Below are 17,825 nucleotides of genomic sequence, written 5' to 3' on the forward strand. Positions count from 1 at the left end.
CTTCTCTTTTAGACAAAGTAGCGGGAACGCGTTTCATTCAATTGCATACCGATTTTTTCGTGCTTTTAAAGTGCTAATTTCGAACTCTAAAAACTCATGTTTGTCGAGGAAAATCGAGTACCTATAAAGGGTTATTAATAACCCGTTCATACTTTGCAAATTATTGACTCATGAAAAACGAAAAAGGTGATCTAGTTACTATTTTTATGCGCTAGGTGCAGTATCATGTGCCACATAAGTCAGGACGGATTTTCCAGCCAAAAATTCTGATGAATGGATTCTAGATTGCAGAAATGGCTAATAAATAACTTTATTATCAGAATTATCATCTAAGGATCCTGCTATGGCTACCCTATCTGATGCTCCAAAAACAGCAAACCCAGCCACTCGTATTGAAGAAGATCTATTAGGTCAACGTCATGTCCCTGCAGATGCGTACTACGGTATTCATACGCTACGTGCGATCGAGAACTTCAACATCTCCAATATGACCATCTCTGACGTACCAGAATTTGTACGCGGCATGGTAATGACCAAAAAAGCAGCAGCGTTAGCAAACAAAGAACTTGGCGCTATTCCAAAAGACGTTGCAAACTACATCATCGAAGCGTGTGATTTGATCCTAGAAACTGGCAAGTGTATGGATCAGTTCCCATCAGACGTATTCCAAGGCGGTGCAGGCACTTCAGTTAACATGAACACGAACGAAGTGATCGCAAACGTTGCGCTTGAGTTGATGGGTAAAGAGAAAGGCCAATACGAATTTGTTAACCCAAATGACCATGTAAACAAGAGCCAATCAACCAACTGTGCGTACCCAACAGGTTTCCGTATTGCGGTATACAACAGCGTACACAAGCTAATGGAAGCAATTGAGTACCTAAAAGGCGCATTCGAACTTAAAGCCGTTGAGTTTAAAGATGTACTGAAAATGGGCCGTACTCAGCTTCAAGACGCAGTACCAATGACAGTAGGTCAAGAGTTCCATGCGTGGGCGGTAACACTAAACGAAGAGATTCGTGCTCTAGATTACACATCTAAACTCCTCCTAGAAATCAACCTAGGCGCAACCGCAATCGGTACTGGTCTAAATACACCAACTGGCTACCAAGCGCTTGCAGTAAAACACCTAGCGGAAGTAACAGGCCTTGACGTTGTTGCAGCAGAAGACCTTATCGAAGCAACGTCTGACTGTGGTGCATACGTAATGACTCACGGCGCGCTAAAACGCCTAGCAGTGAAACTATCGAAGATCTGTAACGACCTTCGTCTACTTTCTTCTGGTCCTCGTGCGGGTCTAAATGAATTGAACCTACCTGAAATGCAAGCAGGCTCTTCAATCATGCCAGCTAAAGTAAACCCAGTTATCCCAGAAGTAGTAAACCAAGTTTGCTTCAAAGTTCTCGGTAACGACAACACGGTTTCTTTCGCAGCAGAAGGCGGTCAGCTACAGCTAAACGTTATGGAACCTGTGATCGCACAAAGTGTGTTTGAGTCTATCTCTCTACTACACAACGCGTGTGTGAACCTACGTGATAAATGTATCGACGGCATCACTGTGAACAAAGAAGTTTGCGAAAACTACGTTTACAACTCTATCGGTATCGTCACTTACCTAAACCCATACATCGGCCACCACGAAGGTGACATCGTAGGTAAGATTTGTGCAGAAACTGGTAAAAGTGTTCGTGAAGTCGTGCTAGAGCGCGGTCTGCTTACAGCAGAGGAGCTTGATGAAATCTTGTCAGTAGAAAACTTCATGCATCCTACTTACAAAGCAAAACGTTACGAGTAATAACGAATCCGAAGGGGGCCACTCAGGCCCCTTTTTTAGGCTCTCATACGGTTAACCACATTTTTTATATGCTTTTATTGCCGCTAAACCACTAGGTTCTCATTCTCTGAGCATTTACTCCTGTTCCTGAGTGTTCAAAAAATCAGAATCAAATAAAAAACTAAAGAGGTATCAATATGGTCATGGTCGAACTCTTCGTGGTTCTGCTCTTCATCTATTTGGGGGCAAGAATCGGTGGTATCGGCATTGGTTTTGCCGGTGGTGCTGGGGTCATTGCGTTGTCTTTGATCTTGGGCGTACCAACAAGCCAAGCTTACATTCCCGTTGACGTAATTTTGATCATCATGTCTGTAATCACCGCTATCGCAGCAATGCAAGTAGCTGGTGGTTTAGACTGGATGGTGCAAGTTGCTGAAAACTTTTTGCGCAAGCATCCTGAGCGCATCACCTTTTATGCGCCTATCGTAACTTACCTAATGACATTAATGGCGGGTACTGGCCACACGGCATTCTCTACTTTGCCAGTGATTGCAGAAGTAGCGAAAGGCCAAGGCGTGCGCCCTTCTCGTCCACTGTCTATCGCGGTCGTAGCATCGCAAATCGCTATCACCGCATCACCAATCTCAGCGGCTGTTGTAGCGTTCGCGGCAATGCTGCACCCATTTGGCGTTGACTACCTAACACTACTAGCAATCTGTATCCCAACGACGTTCATCGCGTGCATGATCGGTGCGTTCGTGGCGAACTTCATGGGCTGTGAGCTAAAAGACGATGCTGAATACCAAGAGCGTCTAGAAAAAGGCTTAATCAAGCTAAATACAGAAGCAAAACGCGAAATCCTACCAACAGCGAAGAAAGCGACATTCATCTTCCTAGGCGCAATCGCATTCGTAGTATGTTACGCAGCAGCAATTTCTGGCTCTGTGGGTCTTATCGAGAACCCTGCTCTAGGCCGTAACGAAGCTATCATGACGGTAATGCTAGCAGCTGCGGCAGCTATCGTAATGAGCTGTAAAATCGATGCTGGCAAAATCCCAGCCGCAGCAACATTCCGCTCTGGTATGACAGCGTGTGTGTGTGTTCTTGGTGTGGCATGGCTAGGTTCTACGTTCGTTAACGCGCACGTTGACGGCATCAAAGAAGTGGCTGGTGCGCTACTAGCAGACTACCCATGGATGCTAGCACTTGTTCTATTCTTCGCTTCAATGCTGCTTTACTCACAAGGTGCAACCACTGTTGCGCTGATGCCAGCAGCACTAGCAATCGGTGTCGCACCACTTACCGCAGTTGCATCTTTCGCCGCAGTAAGTGCGCTATTCGTGCTGCCAACTTACCCAACGCTACTTGCCGCGGTTGAGATGGACGACACGGGTTCAACTCGTATCGGTAAGTACGTATTCAACCACCCATTCTTTGTACCTGGTGTGGTAACCATCGCTTCTGCGGTAGCACTTGGCTTCGCATTCGGTGGTCTACTGATCTAGTAGAAACAGAGTCTTACTCGGGGAGCTTCGGCTCCCTTTTTTATTGCCTGTTGTCTTGATTTATGCTCAATAAATCTTCATTTTCATGAAACTTATTGACTCGCCTCCGGGTCTGATTGAGTTACACTAACGGCAATTATCTAAGATGAATTGACTCTTTTATGCGCGCATTACTTTCCGTTTTACTCTTAGGGCTCATTACCTTTTCCACTCCGTCTTTAGCTTTATTTGGCAAAGACCAGTTTAACAGTAGCCAGAACAACAGTTTTGGTAGCAGCAGCGACAGCTTTGTTCCGGTTGATCAGGCGTTTCCATTTAACTTCTACCAGCAAGATGACAAATTGATGCTCGATTGGCAGGTACGTGACGGGTACTACCTATATCAAGAGCGCTTGTCTGTAGCTGGTGAGAAAGTATCGCTAGGCGAACTGCAAATGGAAGACGGCACACCGCATAAAGATGAATTCTTTGGTGACGTGCATATCTATACTCAACCTCTCTTCGTTAATGTACCAATGCATGATTGGCAAGACGGTGCTCGCGTAGTCGTGCAATACCAAGGTTGTGCGAAAGCAGGCTTCTGTTACCCGCCAGAAACTCGCGTGATTCCTATCAACGCGTTTACTTCGTCGAACTCAGATTCAACAACGGCGACAACTGCATCAAAAGCAGAACAGGCACCAACAGCAACGCCACCAGCGGCGCAATCATCTACGTCTGATGACACATCATCAGCGCCAGTAACACAGCAAGATAGCCTTGCAGCCAACCTTGCTGATAACTGGTGGACACCACTTCTGTTCTTGGCGCTTGGTGTGGGCTTGGCGTTTACACCTTGTGTGCTGCCGATGTACCCAATTCTGACCAGCATCGTGCTTGGCAGTGGCAAACTGAGTCAGCGCCGTGCGCTAGGCTTGTCGTTTGTCTATGTACAAGGCATGGCGCTGACTTACACCCTACTCGGCCTTGTGGTGGCATCTGCAGGTATGCAGTTCCAAGCGGCAATGCAACACCCTTATGTGCTGATTGGCTTGAGCGTACTGTTCATCGCACTCGCTTTGTCTATGTTTGGTCTGTACTCATTACAGCTACCAAGCAGCGTTCAAACGTGGTTAAACAACCTCAGCAACAAACAGCAAGGCGGCAGCAGTGCTGGCGTGTTTGCAATGGGGGCAATATCTGGCTTGGTGTGCTCACCATGTACCACGGCACCTCTATCTGGTGCGCTACTTTACGTAGCACAAAGTGGCGACTTACTCACCGGTGGGGTCGCCCTTTACGCGCTAGCGATGGGCATGGGTATTCCGCTGATCCTTGTAGCGGTATTTGGCAACAAGTTGCTACCAAAAGCCGGCGGTTGGATGGACCGCGTGAAAACGCTGTTCGGCTTTATTCTGCTTGCCGCACCTATCTTCTTACTAGAACGCATCATGCCAGAAATGTGGTCAACGATTCTGTGGTCAGCACTGGGTATTGCTGCTTTTGGTTGGCTATACCACATCAAAAACAGTCTAGAGTTTGGTGGCTGGAAACAAAGTGCCGTGGGCATAATCGCCGTCTTAGGTTTGCTAGCCGCAGCACAACCTATCTTAAATTACTGGTTTGGCAACAGCACAACACAAACTCAGCAAGCCACTGTTAGCTTTACTCGCATTGCTAACGTGGCGGAGCTTGAAGAACAACTGGCACTTGCGAAAGCGGCAGGTAAACCCGTCATGCTCGATTTCTACGCCGATTGGTGTGTAGCATGTAAAGAGTTTGAAAAGTACACCTTCCATGACCCAAGCGTCGAAGCAAAACTGCAAGACTTCGTTCTTCTGCAAGCGGACGTGACCAAAAACCAAGTGCAAGACATCGAACTACTGAAGCACATGAATGTACTTGGTTTACCAACAATTGAGTTTTGGGATGCCAGTGGCGAACACGTTTCAAACGCTCGTTTGACGGGATTCATGCAAGCTGAGCCTTTCTTAGAGCATATCAAGCAGTTCTGATAACCAGATATTCAAACGCCAGTGATGTCCACTGGCGTTTTTTATTGCTCAGATTTGAATAAGAACATTGCGTTTATATGCAATTTTCCTAATAAAAGTCGATTTGGTTCAGACTTTTAGCGAATAAATATTGTCCACTCTCTCAAAGCTGGACAATAATAAATTTAACGAAATAGTCAAAAGTGTTTAACGTCATGGATTCGACCTACACCATCATTATTGCAGATGATCACCCACTCTTCCGGAATGCCTTGTTTCAATCTATCCACATGGCTATTAGTGGTGCAAATTTGCTGGAAGCGGACTCACTCGACGCACTTCTGGCTTTGTTGGAGCGAGAGGAAGAGCCAGATTTAGTGCTATTGGACCTCAAAATGCCAGGAGCAAATGGTATGTCTGGCTTGATTCATTTGCGAGCAGAGCATCCAGATTTACCTATCGTCGTCGTTTCAGCGAGTGAAGAGCCGGCGATCGTGACGCAGGTGAAAAGCCATGGTGCATTTGGTTTTATTCCCAAGTCCAGCGACATGCGCGAATTAGTGAACGCGCTCAATCAAGTGCTGAATGGCGACCCATACTTCCCTGAAGGGTTGATCACCAATAACGCGGCATGTAATGACTTAGCGGAAAAGATTGCTGCGCTAACACCGCAGCAATATAAAGTGTTGGGAATGTTGTCCGATGGCTTGCTGAACAAGCAAATCGCTTACGAATTGAATGTTTCAGAAGCCACCATAAAAGCGCACATGACAGCGATTTTCCGTAAGCTCGGTGTAAAGAACCGCACGCAAGCCGTGATTATGCTGACGGAAATGAGCGACTAGATTGACGTCTTATCGTCAGACTTACTTTTTTCGTTTGGCAATCGGATACCGACTTTAGTGACCTGCTGATCAACAACATCAGCGACGATCCAATGCAAACCTTGCCACTCGAAATGGTCTCCCAATACTGGCGTGCTACCTAATTGCTCTTCGACAAGGTTTCTCAAACTTTTATCCAGCGGTTCATCCCCCAGATTCAAACCATACATCACGGCAATATCGGCAAGCTTCACTTCAATATCGAGGAAGAAGTCACCGAAGAATCGCGCTAGCGACGCTTTCTCTGGGGCTTCACTAAACAGTAAGCTCAGTGCATCTAAATCCTTTTCTTGTGCTAATACACACAAGGTATCATCTTCCTCAAGACGCGTACTGCCGGATGGGTGCAATAGCTCTTTACTGCGAAATACAGCGGCGATACGCGTTCCTTCCGGCATCGAAAGACTACGTAATGGCTCACCAATGCACCATTTATCTGCTTTAAGTCTATAGATAAACAGCTCCCACTCACTGGTCGGGTAAATCTCTACACCCGTACGCGAAATTGGCTCAGGCTTAGAAGGTAGCTCGACCTTTGCAAGAGACATCGCCTTAGTCAACGTGCCCCCTTGTACTATCAAAGACACCATTACTACAAAGAATGCCAAATTGAAGTACAGTTGAGCATCTGGCAACCCTGCCATCATCGGAAATACCGCGAGGATGATAGGTACAGCACCACGCAGTCCTACCCAAGAGACAAACCACTTTTCACGTGGCGTGAAACTCTTGAATGGCAGTAAACCAATCCAAACTGAGATTGGTCGGGCAAACAAAATCATCCCGAAAGCAAGCGCAAGACCTGGCAACGCAATAGAGAGTAAATTGGATGGCGTAACCAACAAACCAAGCACCAAGAACATACCAATTTGAGCTAGCCACGTCATACCATCTAAAACATGAAGAATAGAGTGGCGGCTGCGTGTTGGACGGTTACCTAATAAAAGACCAACAAGGTAAATCGACAAAATACCACTGCCACCCAAAGTGTTAGATAAAGCGAAAATAAGCAAGCCACCACTGACCGTTAAAATAGAATACAGCCCATCTGGTAATTGATTGCGATTGATAACTTTCCATAAGATCCAGCCACCAGCGAAGCCAAGTAACGCGCCAATACCAAACTGCTTAAGAAAACTGAACGCCAAAAAGCCCGCACTTAAATCTGCGCCAGGGTTCGCTAAAATAGCAATCAGAGTTACGGTCAGAAACACCGCCATTGGGTCATTGGTGCCGGATTCAATTTCCAGCGTTGAACCAACACGTTCGTTCAGGCTACGACCTTTGAGTAGAGAGAAGACCGCGGCAGCATCGGTGGAACCAACAATCGCACCAACCAATATGCCTTGCAATAAATCTAAGTCGAATAACCACGTTGCCATCAGCCCGGTCAAAATGGTGGTGATCGCAACGCCAAATGTCGCCAAAGAGACCGAGGGCCATAACGCAACCCTAAAGCTGGCGACCCGCGTTCTCATCCCACCATCAAGCAAAATGATGGCTAATGCGAGGTTACTAACCAAATAAGCGATGGAAAAGTTATCGAATAAAATGCCGCCTAAGCCATCTTCCCCCGCCAGCATTCCAACGGCTAAAAATACCAAAAGAATTGGGATCCCCAACTTAGAAGACACTGGGCTTAAAAGAACGCTAAGTGCGATTAACAACGCACCTATTAGAAAAAAACTGTTAATGGTGTCTGCGTCCATTCTCACCCTCCCTTAATGAAAAACGATAATAATTGTGATGAGCAAGGCTACTTCGTTAATGAGGTAATGCCCTAATCCGCCTCCCCTTTACACCGTCTCAAAATGCGAGGTTGTACGAGAATGACTCAGTTATATTACTTTATTGTGAGTTAAAACGGTGATTTGATGCGAAAACTTTATGTAAATAAATTACTTGTGAGCTTTCTTATCTACGCCTTCTCTCATTGAGAGCCACAAGATCACCACCAATATTTACACAGCATCTCCAAATTCAATGAAGAAAAGATTAATGGCCAGTCTTAATCATGCTTGTTTATCCAATCAACCTTTAGACCTTTGGCTAACTTAACAGTTTATTAACATAACATTTTACCCCTTTATTCGCTGCAAAAGCCCATAGTATGGAGGTTCCTCATTTTTAACACCCCGACTAAAGTTGAAAAGAGTTATTGCCAACACCTTGCTAATGTACACATTGAAACATTTCATTAACAACAATACCAATCGTAAGGAGACGGCAATGGCATTTGAAAGCGAAGAAAGAGCCAAAGCCTATTGGGACAAAAACGTGAAGCTCATGATCGGCCTAATGGTCATCTGGTTCGTCGTGTCTTTCGGCTGCGGCATTTTATTTGTCGACGTACTAAATCAATTTCAACTAGGCGGTTACAAACTCGGTTTCTGGTTTGCTCAACAAGGCTCCATCTATGCCTTCCTAGGAATTATTTTCTATTACGCATGGAAGATGCGCCAAATTGACCGTGAATTCGGCGTGGACGAATAAGGAGTCACTCAGATGGATTTGAAAACTATTACCTACCTGGTCGTTGGCGCCACGTTCATCCTGTACATCGGGATTGCTATTTGGGCTCGCGCCGGCTCAACCAAAGAGTTTTATGTTGCTGGTGGCGGTGTAAACCCGATTGCAAACGGTATGGCAACCGCAGCCGATTGGATGTCCGCAGCGTCGTTTATCTCAATGGCAGGCTTAATTGCCTTCATGGGCTATGGCGGCTCAGTATTTCTAATGGGTTGGACTGGTGGTTACGTTCTGCTTGCGCTGTTGCTAGCACCTTACCTACGCAAATTTGGGAAGTTTACGGTGCCAGAGTTTGTTGGTGAACGCTTTTACTCCAATACCGCACGTATCGTAGCGGTTGTTTGTCTTATCATCGCATCAGTGACTTATGTTATCGGTCAGATGAAAGGCGTAGGTGTTGCGTTTGGTCGCTTCTTAGAAGTGGACTACTCCACTGGCCTATTAATTGGTATGTGTATCGTTTTCATGTACGCGGTTCTTGGCGGCATGAAAGGCATCACTTACACGCAGATTGCTCAATATTGCGTACTCATTCTTGCTTACACTATCCCTGCAATCTTTATCTCTCTGCAACTCACTGGTAACCCAATCCCACAAATTGGTCTGGGGAGTACCATGGCTGGTACCGATGTCTATCTACTCGATCGGCTTGACCAAGTTGTGACCGAACTCGGATTCAGTGAATACACGACCCAAGTACGTGGCGACACACTTAATATGTTTGTCTACACCATGTCACTGATGATTGGTACTGCCGGTCTACCACACGTAATTATCCGTTTCTTTACCGTGCCGAAGGTTCGCGACGCACGTACATCAGCAGGCTGGGCTCTGATCTTCATCGCAATCCTTTACACTACAGCACCAGCGGTATCAGCGATGGCTCGTCTCAACCTAATGAATACGGTAAATCCAGCTCCGGGTCAGCACCTAGCGTATGACGAGCGTCCTGCGTGGTTCAAAAACTGGGAAACAACTGGACTACTCGGTTTTGACGATAAAAATGGCGATGGCAATATCCAATACACTTCAGATGCGTCCACCAACGAACTGCGCGTTGATAACGACATCATGGTATTGGCTAACCCAGAGATCGCTAAACTACCAAACTGGGTGATTGCACTTGTGGCAGCAGGTGGTCTTGCAGCTGCACTATCTACCGCAGCAGGTTTACTACTCGCCATTTCTTCAGCTATTTCCCATGACTTAATCAAAGGGGTTATCAATCCGAACATATCCGAGAAAAAAGAGCTACTTGCTAGTCGAATATCAATGGCAGTAGCGATAGCAGCCGCAGGCTATCTCGGTTTAAATCCGCCTGGATTTGCCGCAGGTACGGTAGCACTCGCCTTTGGTCTTGCCGCCTCATCCATCTTCCCTGCATTGATGATGGGCATCTTCAGCAAGAGCATCAACAAAGAAGGCGCAATCGCCGGTATGATTGCGGGTATCAGTATTACGCTGTTCTACGTATTCCAACACAAAGGCATTCTTTTCGTTGCTGATTGGAAATATCTAGAAAGCTGGGGAACAAACTGGTTCCTGGGTATTGAGCCAAACGCGTTTGGTGCTATTGGCGCACTATTTAACTTCATCGTCGCATTCGCTGTATCCAAAGTAACTGCAGAAACGCCACAAGAAGTAAAAGACCTAGTCGAACACGTTCGCGTACCAGTAGGTGCTGGTAGCGCAGTGGATCACTAAAAACTAATCAAAACCACAAAAGCCCCGTTTGGAACCAGCCGTCCGGGGCTTTTTTATTCTCACTTTTCAGTTACCATATTCGCAGTATGTCGTTGCAAGGAAGCCAAGATGTTCAAAAACAAGCACTTTATTCTCGCTCTACTGATTGCGCCAGTTCTCTCTTTGATCGCTTACTTCGGTACCGATATGGCCCTCAGCGAGAAACCCCACGCGGCGCAAGAAGGGGAAACTTACAAACTCGCGAGTAAGTCTAATTGTCGTTACACCAGTGGTCTGTGTGATATGGAAAATGGCGATTTTAAAGTGAAATTTCGCTCTGAAAAACTCACTAAAAATAACTTAGAATTGTCACTCAACGCCGCTTACCCACTTGAAGGGGTTAAAGTTTCTATTGTGAGTGACAAAGAGAAAAACGCTCAACCGATTGATATGAAGCCCGCCGATCAAGCTGGCCAAAGCTGGTACATCACCTTACCAAAGCCTGCATCTGCAGAAAGCTGGTTAAGAGTCGTCATTCAATCAGGCGGCACACTGTATTATGGTGAAACACAAACCGCATTTGTGAAGTACGAAACCTTATTTACTGAATAACGGCGACAAGCTAATTCACCGGTATTCAAACGACAGTGACTTAGTTTCACTCAGCATAAATGAATTCCTACTCAGCCGACGCCTTTGCGTCGGCTTTTGTTTCCGTAAGTCTTTCTTCAACAACCTCTTACTCTAAAAAGGGTTGCCAACCCATAATTTAATTGATAATAATTATCATTACATTTAATGAGAGGTGGTTATGGACAACAAACGGGACATCTTTAACGCATTTTTTAAAGCCCAAGATAGATTCCTTCTCGCCGCACCACATGGCTTTGAGCCAGACGTGATTCATGACTATATTCATTGGGGAATGGTGTTGTCTTCTTGTTATGAACACGATGCCGATGAAGAAAATCTATTGTTGTGTGAGCTGTTTTTACGTCAGGTTTATTTCCATTTACTAGACGCAATTCAAGACTCAACTCGCAGCCGTATCTTCCGTCGTGTCTGTCTCGATTCTATCCATACGCCATTATTCTGCCTCAAACGCTATTACTACCAGTTTGAACAAGGCGACGTGAAATTTCTCGCACTACAACAACAATTACGCCTGATTCAAATCTCACTCGATTAACCAAAAGGATCCCTACCATGAGCACCGAATTCCGCATAGAAACTGACAGTATGGGCGAAGTAACTGTCCCTGCAGATGCTCTCTACCAAGCCCAAACTCAACGCGCCGTCGATAACTTCTCATTCAGTCAACATAAAATGCCATCTGGTTTTATCAAAGCGTTAGCACACATCAAGCAGACTGCGGCACTCACCAACGCACAGCTAGGGCTGCTTGAAGGAGATATTGCCAACGCGATTGCTGACGCAGCTCAAGCAATTATCGAAGGCAATCATATTGAGCAATTCCCAATTGACGTGTTCCAAACAGGATCAGGCACTAGCTCAAATATGAATGCGAATGAAGTAATTGCAACACTGGCCTCCCAGCATCTAGGCGGCACTGTTAGCCCTAATGATCACGTCAACATGGGGCAAAGCAGCAACGATGTGGTACCGACGGCCATTCAAGTTAGCGCAGCATTAGCCATCGAAAAACAGCTCTTCCCGGCCCTTTCACACCTCAGCCAAACACTAGAGTCTAAACAGCAAGCATTGAAAGATGTTGTAAAAACCGGTCGCACCCACTTAATGGACGCGATGCCAATTACCTTTGCTCAAGAACTTGGCGGTTGGCAGTTCCAAATCGAGCATGCAAAACAAGCGATTGAACAAACACTTCCTGCTGTAAAAGCCTTAGCCCAAGGTGGTACGGCGGTTGGAACGGGGATCAATGCCGATCCACGCTTTGCAGACTTATTCGCTAGCAACCTAACCCAATCAACTCGCATTCAGTTCACGGCCAGTGATAACTTCTTTTTCAATTTAAGCAGTCAAGATGCGATCGTCGCTCTGTCGGGACAGCTCAAAACAGCAGCAGTTGCGATCATGAAGATCGCAAACGATCTTCGTTGGATGAATTCAGGCCCATTGGCTGGTTTAGGTGAGATTGAATTACAAGGCTTGCAACCGGGTTCTTCCATCATGCCTGGCAAAGTAAATCCTGTGATCCCAGAAGCCGCAGCGATGGCATCAGCGCAAGTCATTGGTAATGACACCACCATTACCGTCGCAGGCCAAGCGGGCAACTTCCAGCTTAACGTCATGCTGCCAGTTATTGCTCATAACGTATTGGAGAGCATCGAGTTACTCTCTAACAGCGCAACCGCTTTAGCTGACAAAGCCATTACGACGTTTGAAGTTCGCCAAGATAACTTGGATGTAGCACTCGCCAAAAACCCTATTTTGGTCACGGCTCTCAACCCGGTCATTGGTTACCTAAAAGCGGCAGAAGTCGCGAAAAAAGCCTACAAACAGGGACGCGCGATTATTGATGTCGCGGAAGAAGAAACTGATTTGGATAGAGCCACACTAGAGCGATTGCTTAATCCAGCCAAACTGACCCAAGGCGGCGTCGCAGAATAAACGGCAAACTCAGCCTATCAACTAAGATTACAAACATCGAGACCTCCATTCGGAGGTCTCTTTTATAGCGATTTTTCAAACACTCCAATCCTAAGCGACTCGATTGAGCACCGAACGCAGCTTAAGCGGCTTAACTGGCTTAGCAATAAAGCTGAACCCATTTGCTTTGATGCCATCAAGCATATCATCGGTACGATCTGCACTGATGATGACGCCTTCAAAGCTGTGGCCTAATCTCAGGCGGCATTGCTGTAGCACTTCTAAACCAGTACGACCATCATCAAGTCGGTAATCGGAGAAAATTACATCCGGAATCCAACCATCCTCAAGCGCTTGTAGACTTTCAACTAAATCAATCGCAACTCGTGTATCGCAGCCCCATCGGGAAAGTAAGTTTTCCATGCCGACTAGAATGTCAGGCTCATTATCGACACATAGGATTCTCAGATGACCAAGTTCAGATTGCTTACTCATTGCCACGTGCACTGGATGAGGCTGAACATGATCAGCTTTATCTAGGGTGATGGAAAAAACACTGCCTTTTCCAACCCAAGAGCGCATCGAAATTTCATGCCCAAGTACCTGAGCAATTCCTTTCGAAATCGCCAAACCAAGTCCGAGGCCTTGGTCGGAACGAACTTGAGTTCCGCGATTAAACTCTTCAAAAATCTCTTGCTGCTTCTCTTCTTCAATCCCCACTCCATTATCCCATACATCAATACGCACTCGCCCTTTCACGCGGCGAACACCGAGTGCGACTTTGCCATTCGGGTTATAACGAAACGCATTGGTCAGGAAGTTTTGCACCACACGGCGCAGCAGTTTGGGATCCGACTTAACCATGAGTGAGGACGGAATCATGGTGAACTCTATACCTTGCTGTTTGGCTAACGCACTAAACTCAGCATTCAAATTCGATAACACATCATTTAACGCAAAGCCATGCACGTTGACTTCCAACTTGCCCGATTCCAAACGCGAGATATCCAGCAAATCTCCAATTAAGTCTTCGGCAGCCTCTAAAGCACTTTCAATGTGTGCTGACAGCTTTTTGGCTTCGCTGTCTTTGGCGACTTCCGATAGTGAAGATGCAAATAGACGCGCCGCGTTGAGCGGTTGCATCAAGTCATGGCTTACTGCCGCCAAGAACCGTGATTTGGACTTCGATTCCAAATCCGAGCGCTGCGTCGCTTCCACCAGCTGCTTGTTAAGTTGTTCTAATTCTCGAGTCCGTAGACGTACCCTTTCTTCCAATGTCTCGTTGGCGTCTTTCAGTGCTTGCTCTGCATCACGGAATACGGTGATGTCGGTAAAGCTCATCACAAAGCCACCACCTGGCATTGGGTTACCTTGCACCTCTATCACGCGACCATCGGGACGAACCCGAGAAGAGGTGTGCCGAGTCCCTTGCTCAAGGTGATAAACACGGCGACGGACGTGGTCATCAGGGTCACCAGGGCCACACAACCCCTGCTCTGCATTGTGCCGAATCACATCCGCAATCGGTCGACCTACTTGAATCAGGCCTGGCGGAAATTCAAAGAGTTCTAAATAGCGTTGGTTCCACGCTACCAAGCGTAGTTGCTTATCGACGACCGCAATACCTTGTCCAATATGCTCAATCGCGCCTTGGAGTAAACCCCGACTAAAATCGTACAGTTCAGAGGCTTCATCGACGATAGTCGCCACCTCTTCAAGCTGCATGTTTCTTCCTTGCAGAGCGGAAGTAAGTACTAACTTAGCAGAAGATGCTCCAAATACCCCTGCTAGCACACGCTCCGTATGCCGAATCAGAGAAGATGGCGCTTGTTGATTCGGCATCAACTCTTCTCGTTGCTGGCTCCAGTAGGCTTGAAACGCCGCTTTAACTCGCGTTCGTCCTACAAATCTGGACGCTAGCATTTCCAGTTCTGCAACCGTAACGCGGCTCTGGTACAGACTCATATTTTCGCTTTCAGGCAACGGTGTACCAACGAATGATGCCGATTGTAAGCGCTCACTTAGGCTTGGTCGGGTAGCCATAGAAACCACAACAAAACACACTGCATTAGCGACCACGCTGAGGATCATCCCCCAATCTGAAATCGCGATATCAAAGCTAGCCAATACCTCTGGTGGCGTAATCAACCAGATCAGGAAGTTATTACTGGCGTCTCCGGCAAGCATGTCTGTTTGGCTCATTAACGTAATCAACCAGGTAGCAAAACCCACCGCGAGGCCAACATACACACCTTTCTTATTCCCTTGACGCCAATACATACCGCCAACCAGCGCAGGAGCGAATTGCGTGATAGCCGCGAACGAGAGAAAGCCGATAGCAGAAAGTGAATGAATGGTGTCCAACGCTTGATAGAAACACCACGCGCCAATCAACAAAACTAAAATCAAACCACGGCGGATCCGCAGTAATAATTCAGAAAAATGGTGATGGTTACGCTGCGTCAGTCGCATGCGACGCAATAGCAATGGCATAACCAAGTCATTCGAGACCATGATCGCTAAGGCAATCGTCGATACGATAACCATGCCACTTGCCGCTGAAGTACCGCCTAGAAACGCAAGCAAGGCGATTTCACTCGCCCCTACCGACATCGGCACACTGATGACATAAGTATCAGGCGAAGCGCCACTCAAGAGACCTTGCCCTACCCACGCAATAGGTAAAACAAAAATCCCCATTAAGATCAGATAAATGGGGAACAACCAACGAGCCACATGCAAATCTTGAGCACGTTCATTTTCCACCACCATCGTATGGAATTGTCGCGGAAGGCAAACGATCGCCAGCATCGTGAGTACAGTATGAATCAATATAGTCGGGATATTTGGTGACTGATACGTCTGTGCGGCAACATCAATTAAGCTCAAATTCTCGGTGTTCATCGCCAACCAAACAATGAAGACACCAACCACTAAAAAAGCCAGCAGTTTGATAATGGATTCGAAGGCAATTGCCATCATCATCCCACGATGGTGTTCCGTGTTATCAATGTGGCGGGTACCGAATAGCATCGTAAAAATCGCCAATGCGACCACAACAAACCACGACACGCTACCGTTTTGATAACCAAAATCAGTAGCCAGCTCCGGAGCAATAATTTCAAGCCCCATAGTGATACCACGCAGCTGTAAAGCGATGTACGGCAAAATTCCCGCAACCGCTATGAGCGTAACAACCACGGCCAAACCTTGGGATTTACCGTAGCGTGCTCCGATAAAGTCAGCAATCGACGTGATGTGTTCCCGTTTAGCAATCAAAATAAGCCGAGCTAAAACGCGCCATCCGATGGTAAACACTAAAATGGGAGCAATATAGATGGGCAAGAAAGACCAAGGATTACTGCTGGCCTGCCCGACCGTGCCGTAGAAGGTCCATGATGTACAGTACACCGCAATGGAAAGGCTATAAATCCAAGGCCGCCAGCGCGCTAGCCACCTTTTCTGAATATCGCCGTACCACGCGATGATAAATAAAGCTCCCAAATACGCTAAAGAAACGGGAACCACCAGCCATCCTTGCATCCGATATCCTTTCTTGCCTTTCTTGCTACTTTTAAAGCAAGAGAATAAAAAAACCTCTCCATGAGGGAGAGGTTTCATTTAACACTGCTTTGATAACGGAGACAAAGCTTAGTTTTTAACCTTTGTTACATAAGTCTAATTCTGTGTTTCAAGTGGCTTGTCTGATACATCAACCACCTGATGTGGGTCTTGCGAATCAAGCTTGATGAACAGAGCCAATAACCCCATCGCGGCCATGCCCCAGAACACAAGAGGTCCCCAGTGCTCATAACCCCAGCCACTCAATACGGTCATTAACGCGATAAATGCGCCCAACGGAATCGCGTTATACAACGCTTGCAACGCTACGATCTTATTTTCTTCGGAGTTTTGGATATATTGGATCGCGGCAATGTGCGCGGTAGCGAAAGTCACACCATGCAATAGTTGAACAACCACCAAAGCAATAATTGATGTTGTCGACGCCGTAATACCCCAACGCATCATTACACCAACGGCAGCAGCAATAAACAGCGCGCGTATTGACCAACCTACGAATAAGCGCTTACTCAATGCAAACACTGCCACTTCTGCGGCTACTCCTAAGCTCCACAAGTAGCCAATGACATCTTCCGAGTGACCAGCGGCCTTCCAGTGAATCGCACTAAAGCCGTAGTAAGCCGCATGACTGCCCTGAATTAGTGACACCAACACTAAGAATTTTAGTATCGGCTTGTCGGTCAAAAGAGCGGTCAGCTTTGGACGTTCTGCGCTTTGCCCACCGTGCGTTACAGGCATTGGGTTAGTCGGTCGCATAGCAAACAGCAACGAGATAAACACGCCGAACATCGCAGTGTACAAGATCATATCGGAGCCAAATTCAGCCACCAGGTAGCCCACTGCCGTCGAGCCTGCGATAAAGGCGATCGAACCCCATAGCCGCGTGCGGCCATAATCGAGCATTTTCAGGCGAGCGTAGTAATTTGCCATCGCGTCCGACAACGGAATAATCGGTCCACAACAAAGATTGAACAACACTGTCGCTAGTGCCATTAACCAAAAGCTACCACCCGTAAAAAAGTGAAATCCAACAAAAAGGAGGGCAGCGAAACTCAACCAACGTAAAGCAGGCATAAGATGTTCGACTTTGTGTACTCGTGGGGTGATCACGATATTGGCAACACAACGTGTCGCAAGGCCTAACCCGACCAGCAAACCGATATCTGTCGAAGATACGCCCTGATCCTTAAACCAAAGTGACCAAAATGGCAGATACACGCCATACGCAAAGAAGAATCCGAGAAAGTACTGGGAAATCCAGCCATACGGAGAAGGTTTCAACATTACTAATATCCTAAAACGGGAACACCAACGTTCGAGCCGG

General features: G+C 46.7%; 12 protein-coding genes. 9 read left to right on the top strand and 3 right to left on the bottom strand.

Going from position 1 to position 17,825, the window contains the following annotated elements:
- The first annotated feature begins 343 nt into the window (after positions 1-343).
- From aspA to R7R24_RS21660, 4 genes are all read left to right on the top strand, one after another.
- A complete protein-coding gene (gene aspA / locus R7R24_RS21645; RefSeq protein ID WP_005382379.1) occupies positions 344-1,795 on the top strand; it encodes an aspartate ammonia-lyase in 1,452 nt (483 codons plus the stop codon).
- A 176-nt stretch (positions 1,796-1,971) separates the two neighbouring features.
- A complete protein-coding gene (locus tag R7R24_RS21650; protein WP_005382378.1) occupies positions 1,972-3,279 on the top strand; it encodes an anaerobic C4-dicarboxylate transporter in 1,308 nt (435 codons plus the stop codon).
- Positions 3,280-3,440: 161 nt separating this feature from the next.
- Positions 3,441-5,273: a protein-disulfide reductase DsbD gene (locus R7R24_RS21655; RefSeq protein ID WP_182039312.1), complete on the top strand. Its 1,833-nt coding sequence runs from the start codon at positions 3,441-3,443 to the stop codon at positions 5,271-5,273.
- A gap of 194 nt (positions 5,274-5,467) precedes the next feature.
- Positions 5,468-6,097: a response regulator gene (locus tag R7R24_RS21660; RefSeq protein ID WP_005382375.1), complete on the top strand. Its 630-nt coding sequence runs from the start codon at positions 5,468-5,470 to the stop codon at positions 6,095-6,097.
- Here R7R24_RS21660 and R7R24_RS21665 read toward each other — a convergent pair.
- A complete protein-coding gene (locus R7R24_RS21665) occupies positions 6,094-7,845 on the bottom strand; it encodes a potassium/proton antiporter (protein WP_005382374.1) in 1,752 nt (583 codons plus the stop codon). The genes R7R24_RS21660 and R7R24_RS21665 overlap by 4 nt on opposite strands.
- A gap of 520 nt (positions 7,846-8,365) precedes the next feature.
- Between R7R24_RS21665 and R7R24_RS21670 the strand changes: the two genes are divergently transcribed.
- The 5 genes from R7R24_RS21670 (at position 8,366) to R7R24_RS21690 (ending at position 12,940) form a co-directional block, all read left to right on the top strand.
- Positions 8,366-8,629: a DUF4212 domain-containing protein gene (locus R7R24_RS21670; protein WP_005382373.1), complete on the top strand. Its 264-nt coding sequence runs from the start codon at positions 8,366-8,368 to the stop codon at positions 8,627-8,629.
- A gap of 12 nt (positions 8,630-8,641) precedes the next feature.
- Positions 8,642-10,369: a sodium:solute symporter family protein gene (locus R7R24_RS21675; RefSeq protein WP_005382372.1), complete on the top strand. Its 1,728-nt coding sequence runs from the start codon at positions 8,642-8,644 to the stop codon at positions 10,367-10,369.
- Between the two features lie 108 nt (positions 10,370-10,477).
- Positions 10,478-10,960 (top strand): hypothetical protein, encoded by a 483-nt coding sequence (locus R7R24_RS21680; RefSeq protein ID WP_005382371.1) that lies wholly within the window; start codon positions 10,478-10,480, stop codon positions 10,958-10,960.
- A 199-nt stretch (positions 10,961-11,159) separates the two neighbouring features.
- Positions 11,160-11,537: a hypothetical protein gene (locus R7R24_RS21685; protein ID WP_005382370.1), complete on the top strand. Its 378-nt coding sequence runs from the start codon at positions 11,160-11,162 to the stop codon at positions 11,535-11,537.
- A 17-nt stretch (positions 11,538-11,554) separates the two neighbouring features.
- Positions 11,555-12,940 carry a class II fumarate hydratase gene (locus R7R24_RS21690; RefSeq protein ID WP_182039311.1) on the top strand — a complete coding sequence of 462 codons (1,386 nt, stop codon included), beginning with the start codon at positions 11,555-11,557 and terminating at the stop codon, positions 12,938-12,940.
- Positions 12,941-13,030: 90 nt separating this feature from the next.
- Here the strand turns inward: R7R24_RS21690 and R7R24_RS21695 are convergent, their stop codons facing one another.
- The gene (locus R7R24_RS21695; protein WP_253657672.1) at positions 13,031-16,462 is read right to left on the bottom strand and encodes a PAS-domain containing protein; all 3,432 of its coding nucleotides are present in this window, start codon (positions 16,460-16,462) and stop codon (positions 13,031-13,033) included.
- A 135-nt stretch (positions 16,463-16,597) separates the two neighbouring features.
- The gene (locus tag R7R24_RS21700) at positions 16,598-17,785 is read right to left on the bottom strand and encodes a 3-phenylpropionate MFS transporter (protein ID WP_053307400.1); all 1,188 of its coding nucleotides are present in this window, start codon (positions 17,783-17,785) and stop codon (positions 16,598-16,600) included.
- Positions 17,786-17,825 lie beyond the last annotated feature (40 nt).

This window comes from Vibrio sp. 704 (assembly GCF_033339295.1).

Bases quoted from the DNA above. Each gene is read 5' to 3' on its own strand.
- R7R24_RS21700 (WP_053307400.1), bottom strand. From the start codon at position 17,785: ATGTTGAAACCTTCTCCGTATGGCTGGATTTCCCAGTACTTTCTCGGA.
- aspA (WP_005382379.1), top strand. From the start codon at position 344: ATGGCTACCCTATCTGATGCTCCAAAAACAGCAAACCCAGCCACTCGT.
- R7R24_RS21680 (WP_005382371.1), top strand. From the start codon at position 10,478: ATGTTCAAAAACAAGCACTTTATTCTCGCTCTACTGATTGCGCCAGTT.
- R7R24_RS21675 (WP_005382372.1), top strand. From the start codon at position 8,642: ATGGATTTGAAAACTATTACCTACCTGGTCGTTGGCGCCACGTTCATC.
- R7R24_RS21685 (WP_005382370.1), top strand. From the start codon at position 11,160: ATGGACAACAAACGGGACATCTTTAACGCATTTTTTAAAGCCCAAGAT.
- R7R24_RS21660 (WP_005382375.1), top strand. From the start codon at position 5,468: ATGGATTCGACCTACACCATCATTATTGCAGATGATCACCCACTCTTC.
- R7R24_RS21695 (WP_253657672.1), bottom strand. From the start codon at position 16,462: ATGCAAGGATGGCTGGTGGTTCCCGTTTCTTTAGCGTATTTGGGAGCT.
- R7R24_RS21670 (WP_005382373.1), top strand. From the start codon at position 8,366: ATGGCATTTGAAAGCGAAGAAAGAGCCAAAGCCTATTGGGACAAAAAC.
- R7R24_RS21650 (WP_005382378.1), top strand. From the start codon at position 1,972: ATGGTCATGGTCGAACTCTTCGTGGTTCTGCTCTTCATCTATTTGGGG.
- R7R24_RS21690 (WP_182039311.1), top strand. From the start codon at position 11,555: ATGAGCACCGAATTCCGCATAGAAACTGACAGTATGGGCGAAGTAACT.
- R7R24_RS21655 (WP_182039312.1), top strand. From the start codon at position 3,441: ATGCGCGCATTACTTTCCGTTTTACTCTTAGGGCTCATTACCTTTTCC.
- R7R24_RS21665 (WP_005382374.1), bottom strand. From the start codon at position 7,845: ATGGACGCAGACACCATTAACAGTTTTTTTCTAATAGGTGCGTTGTTA.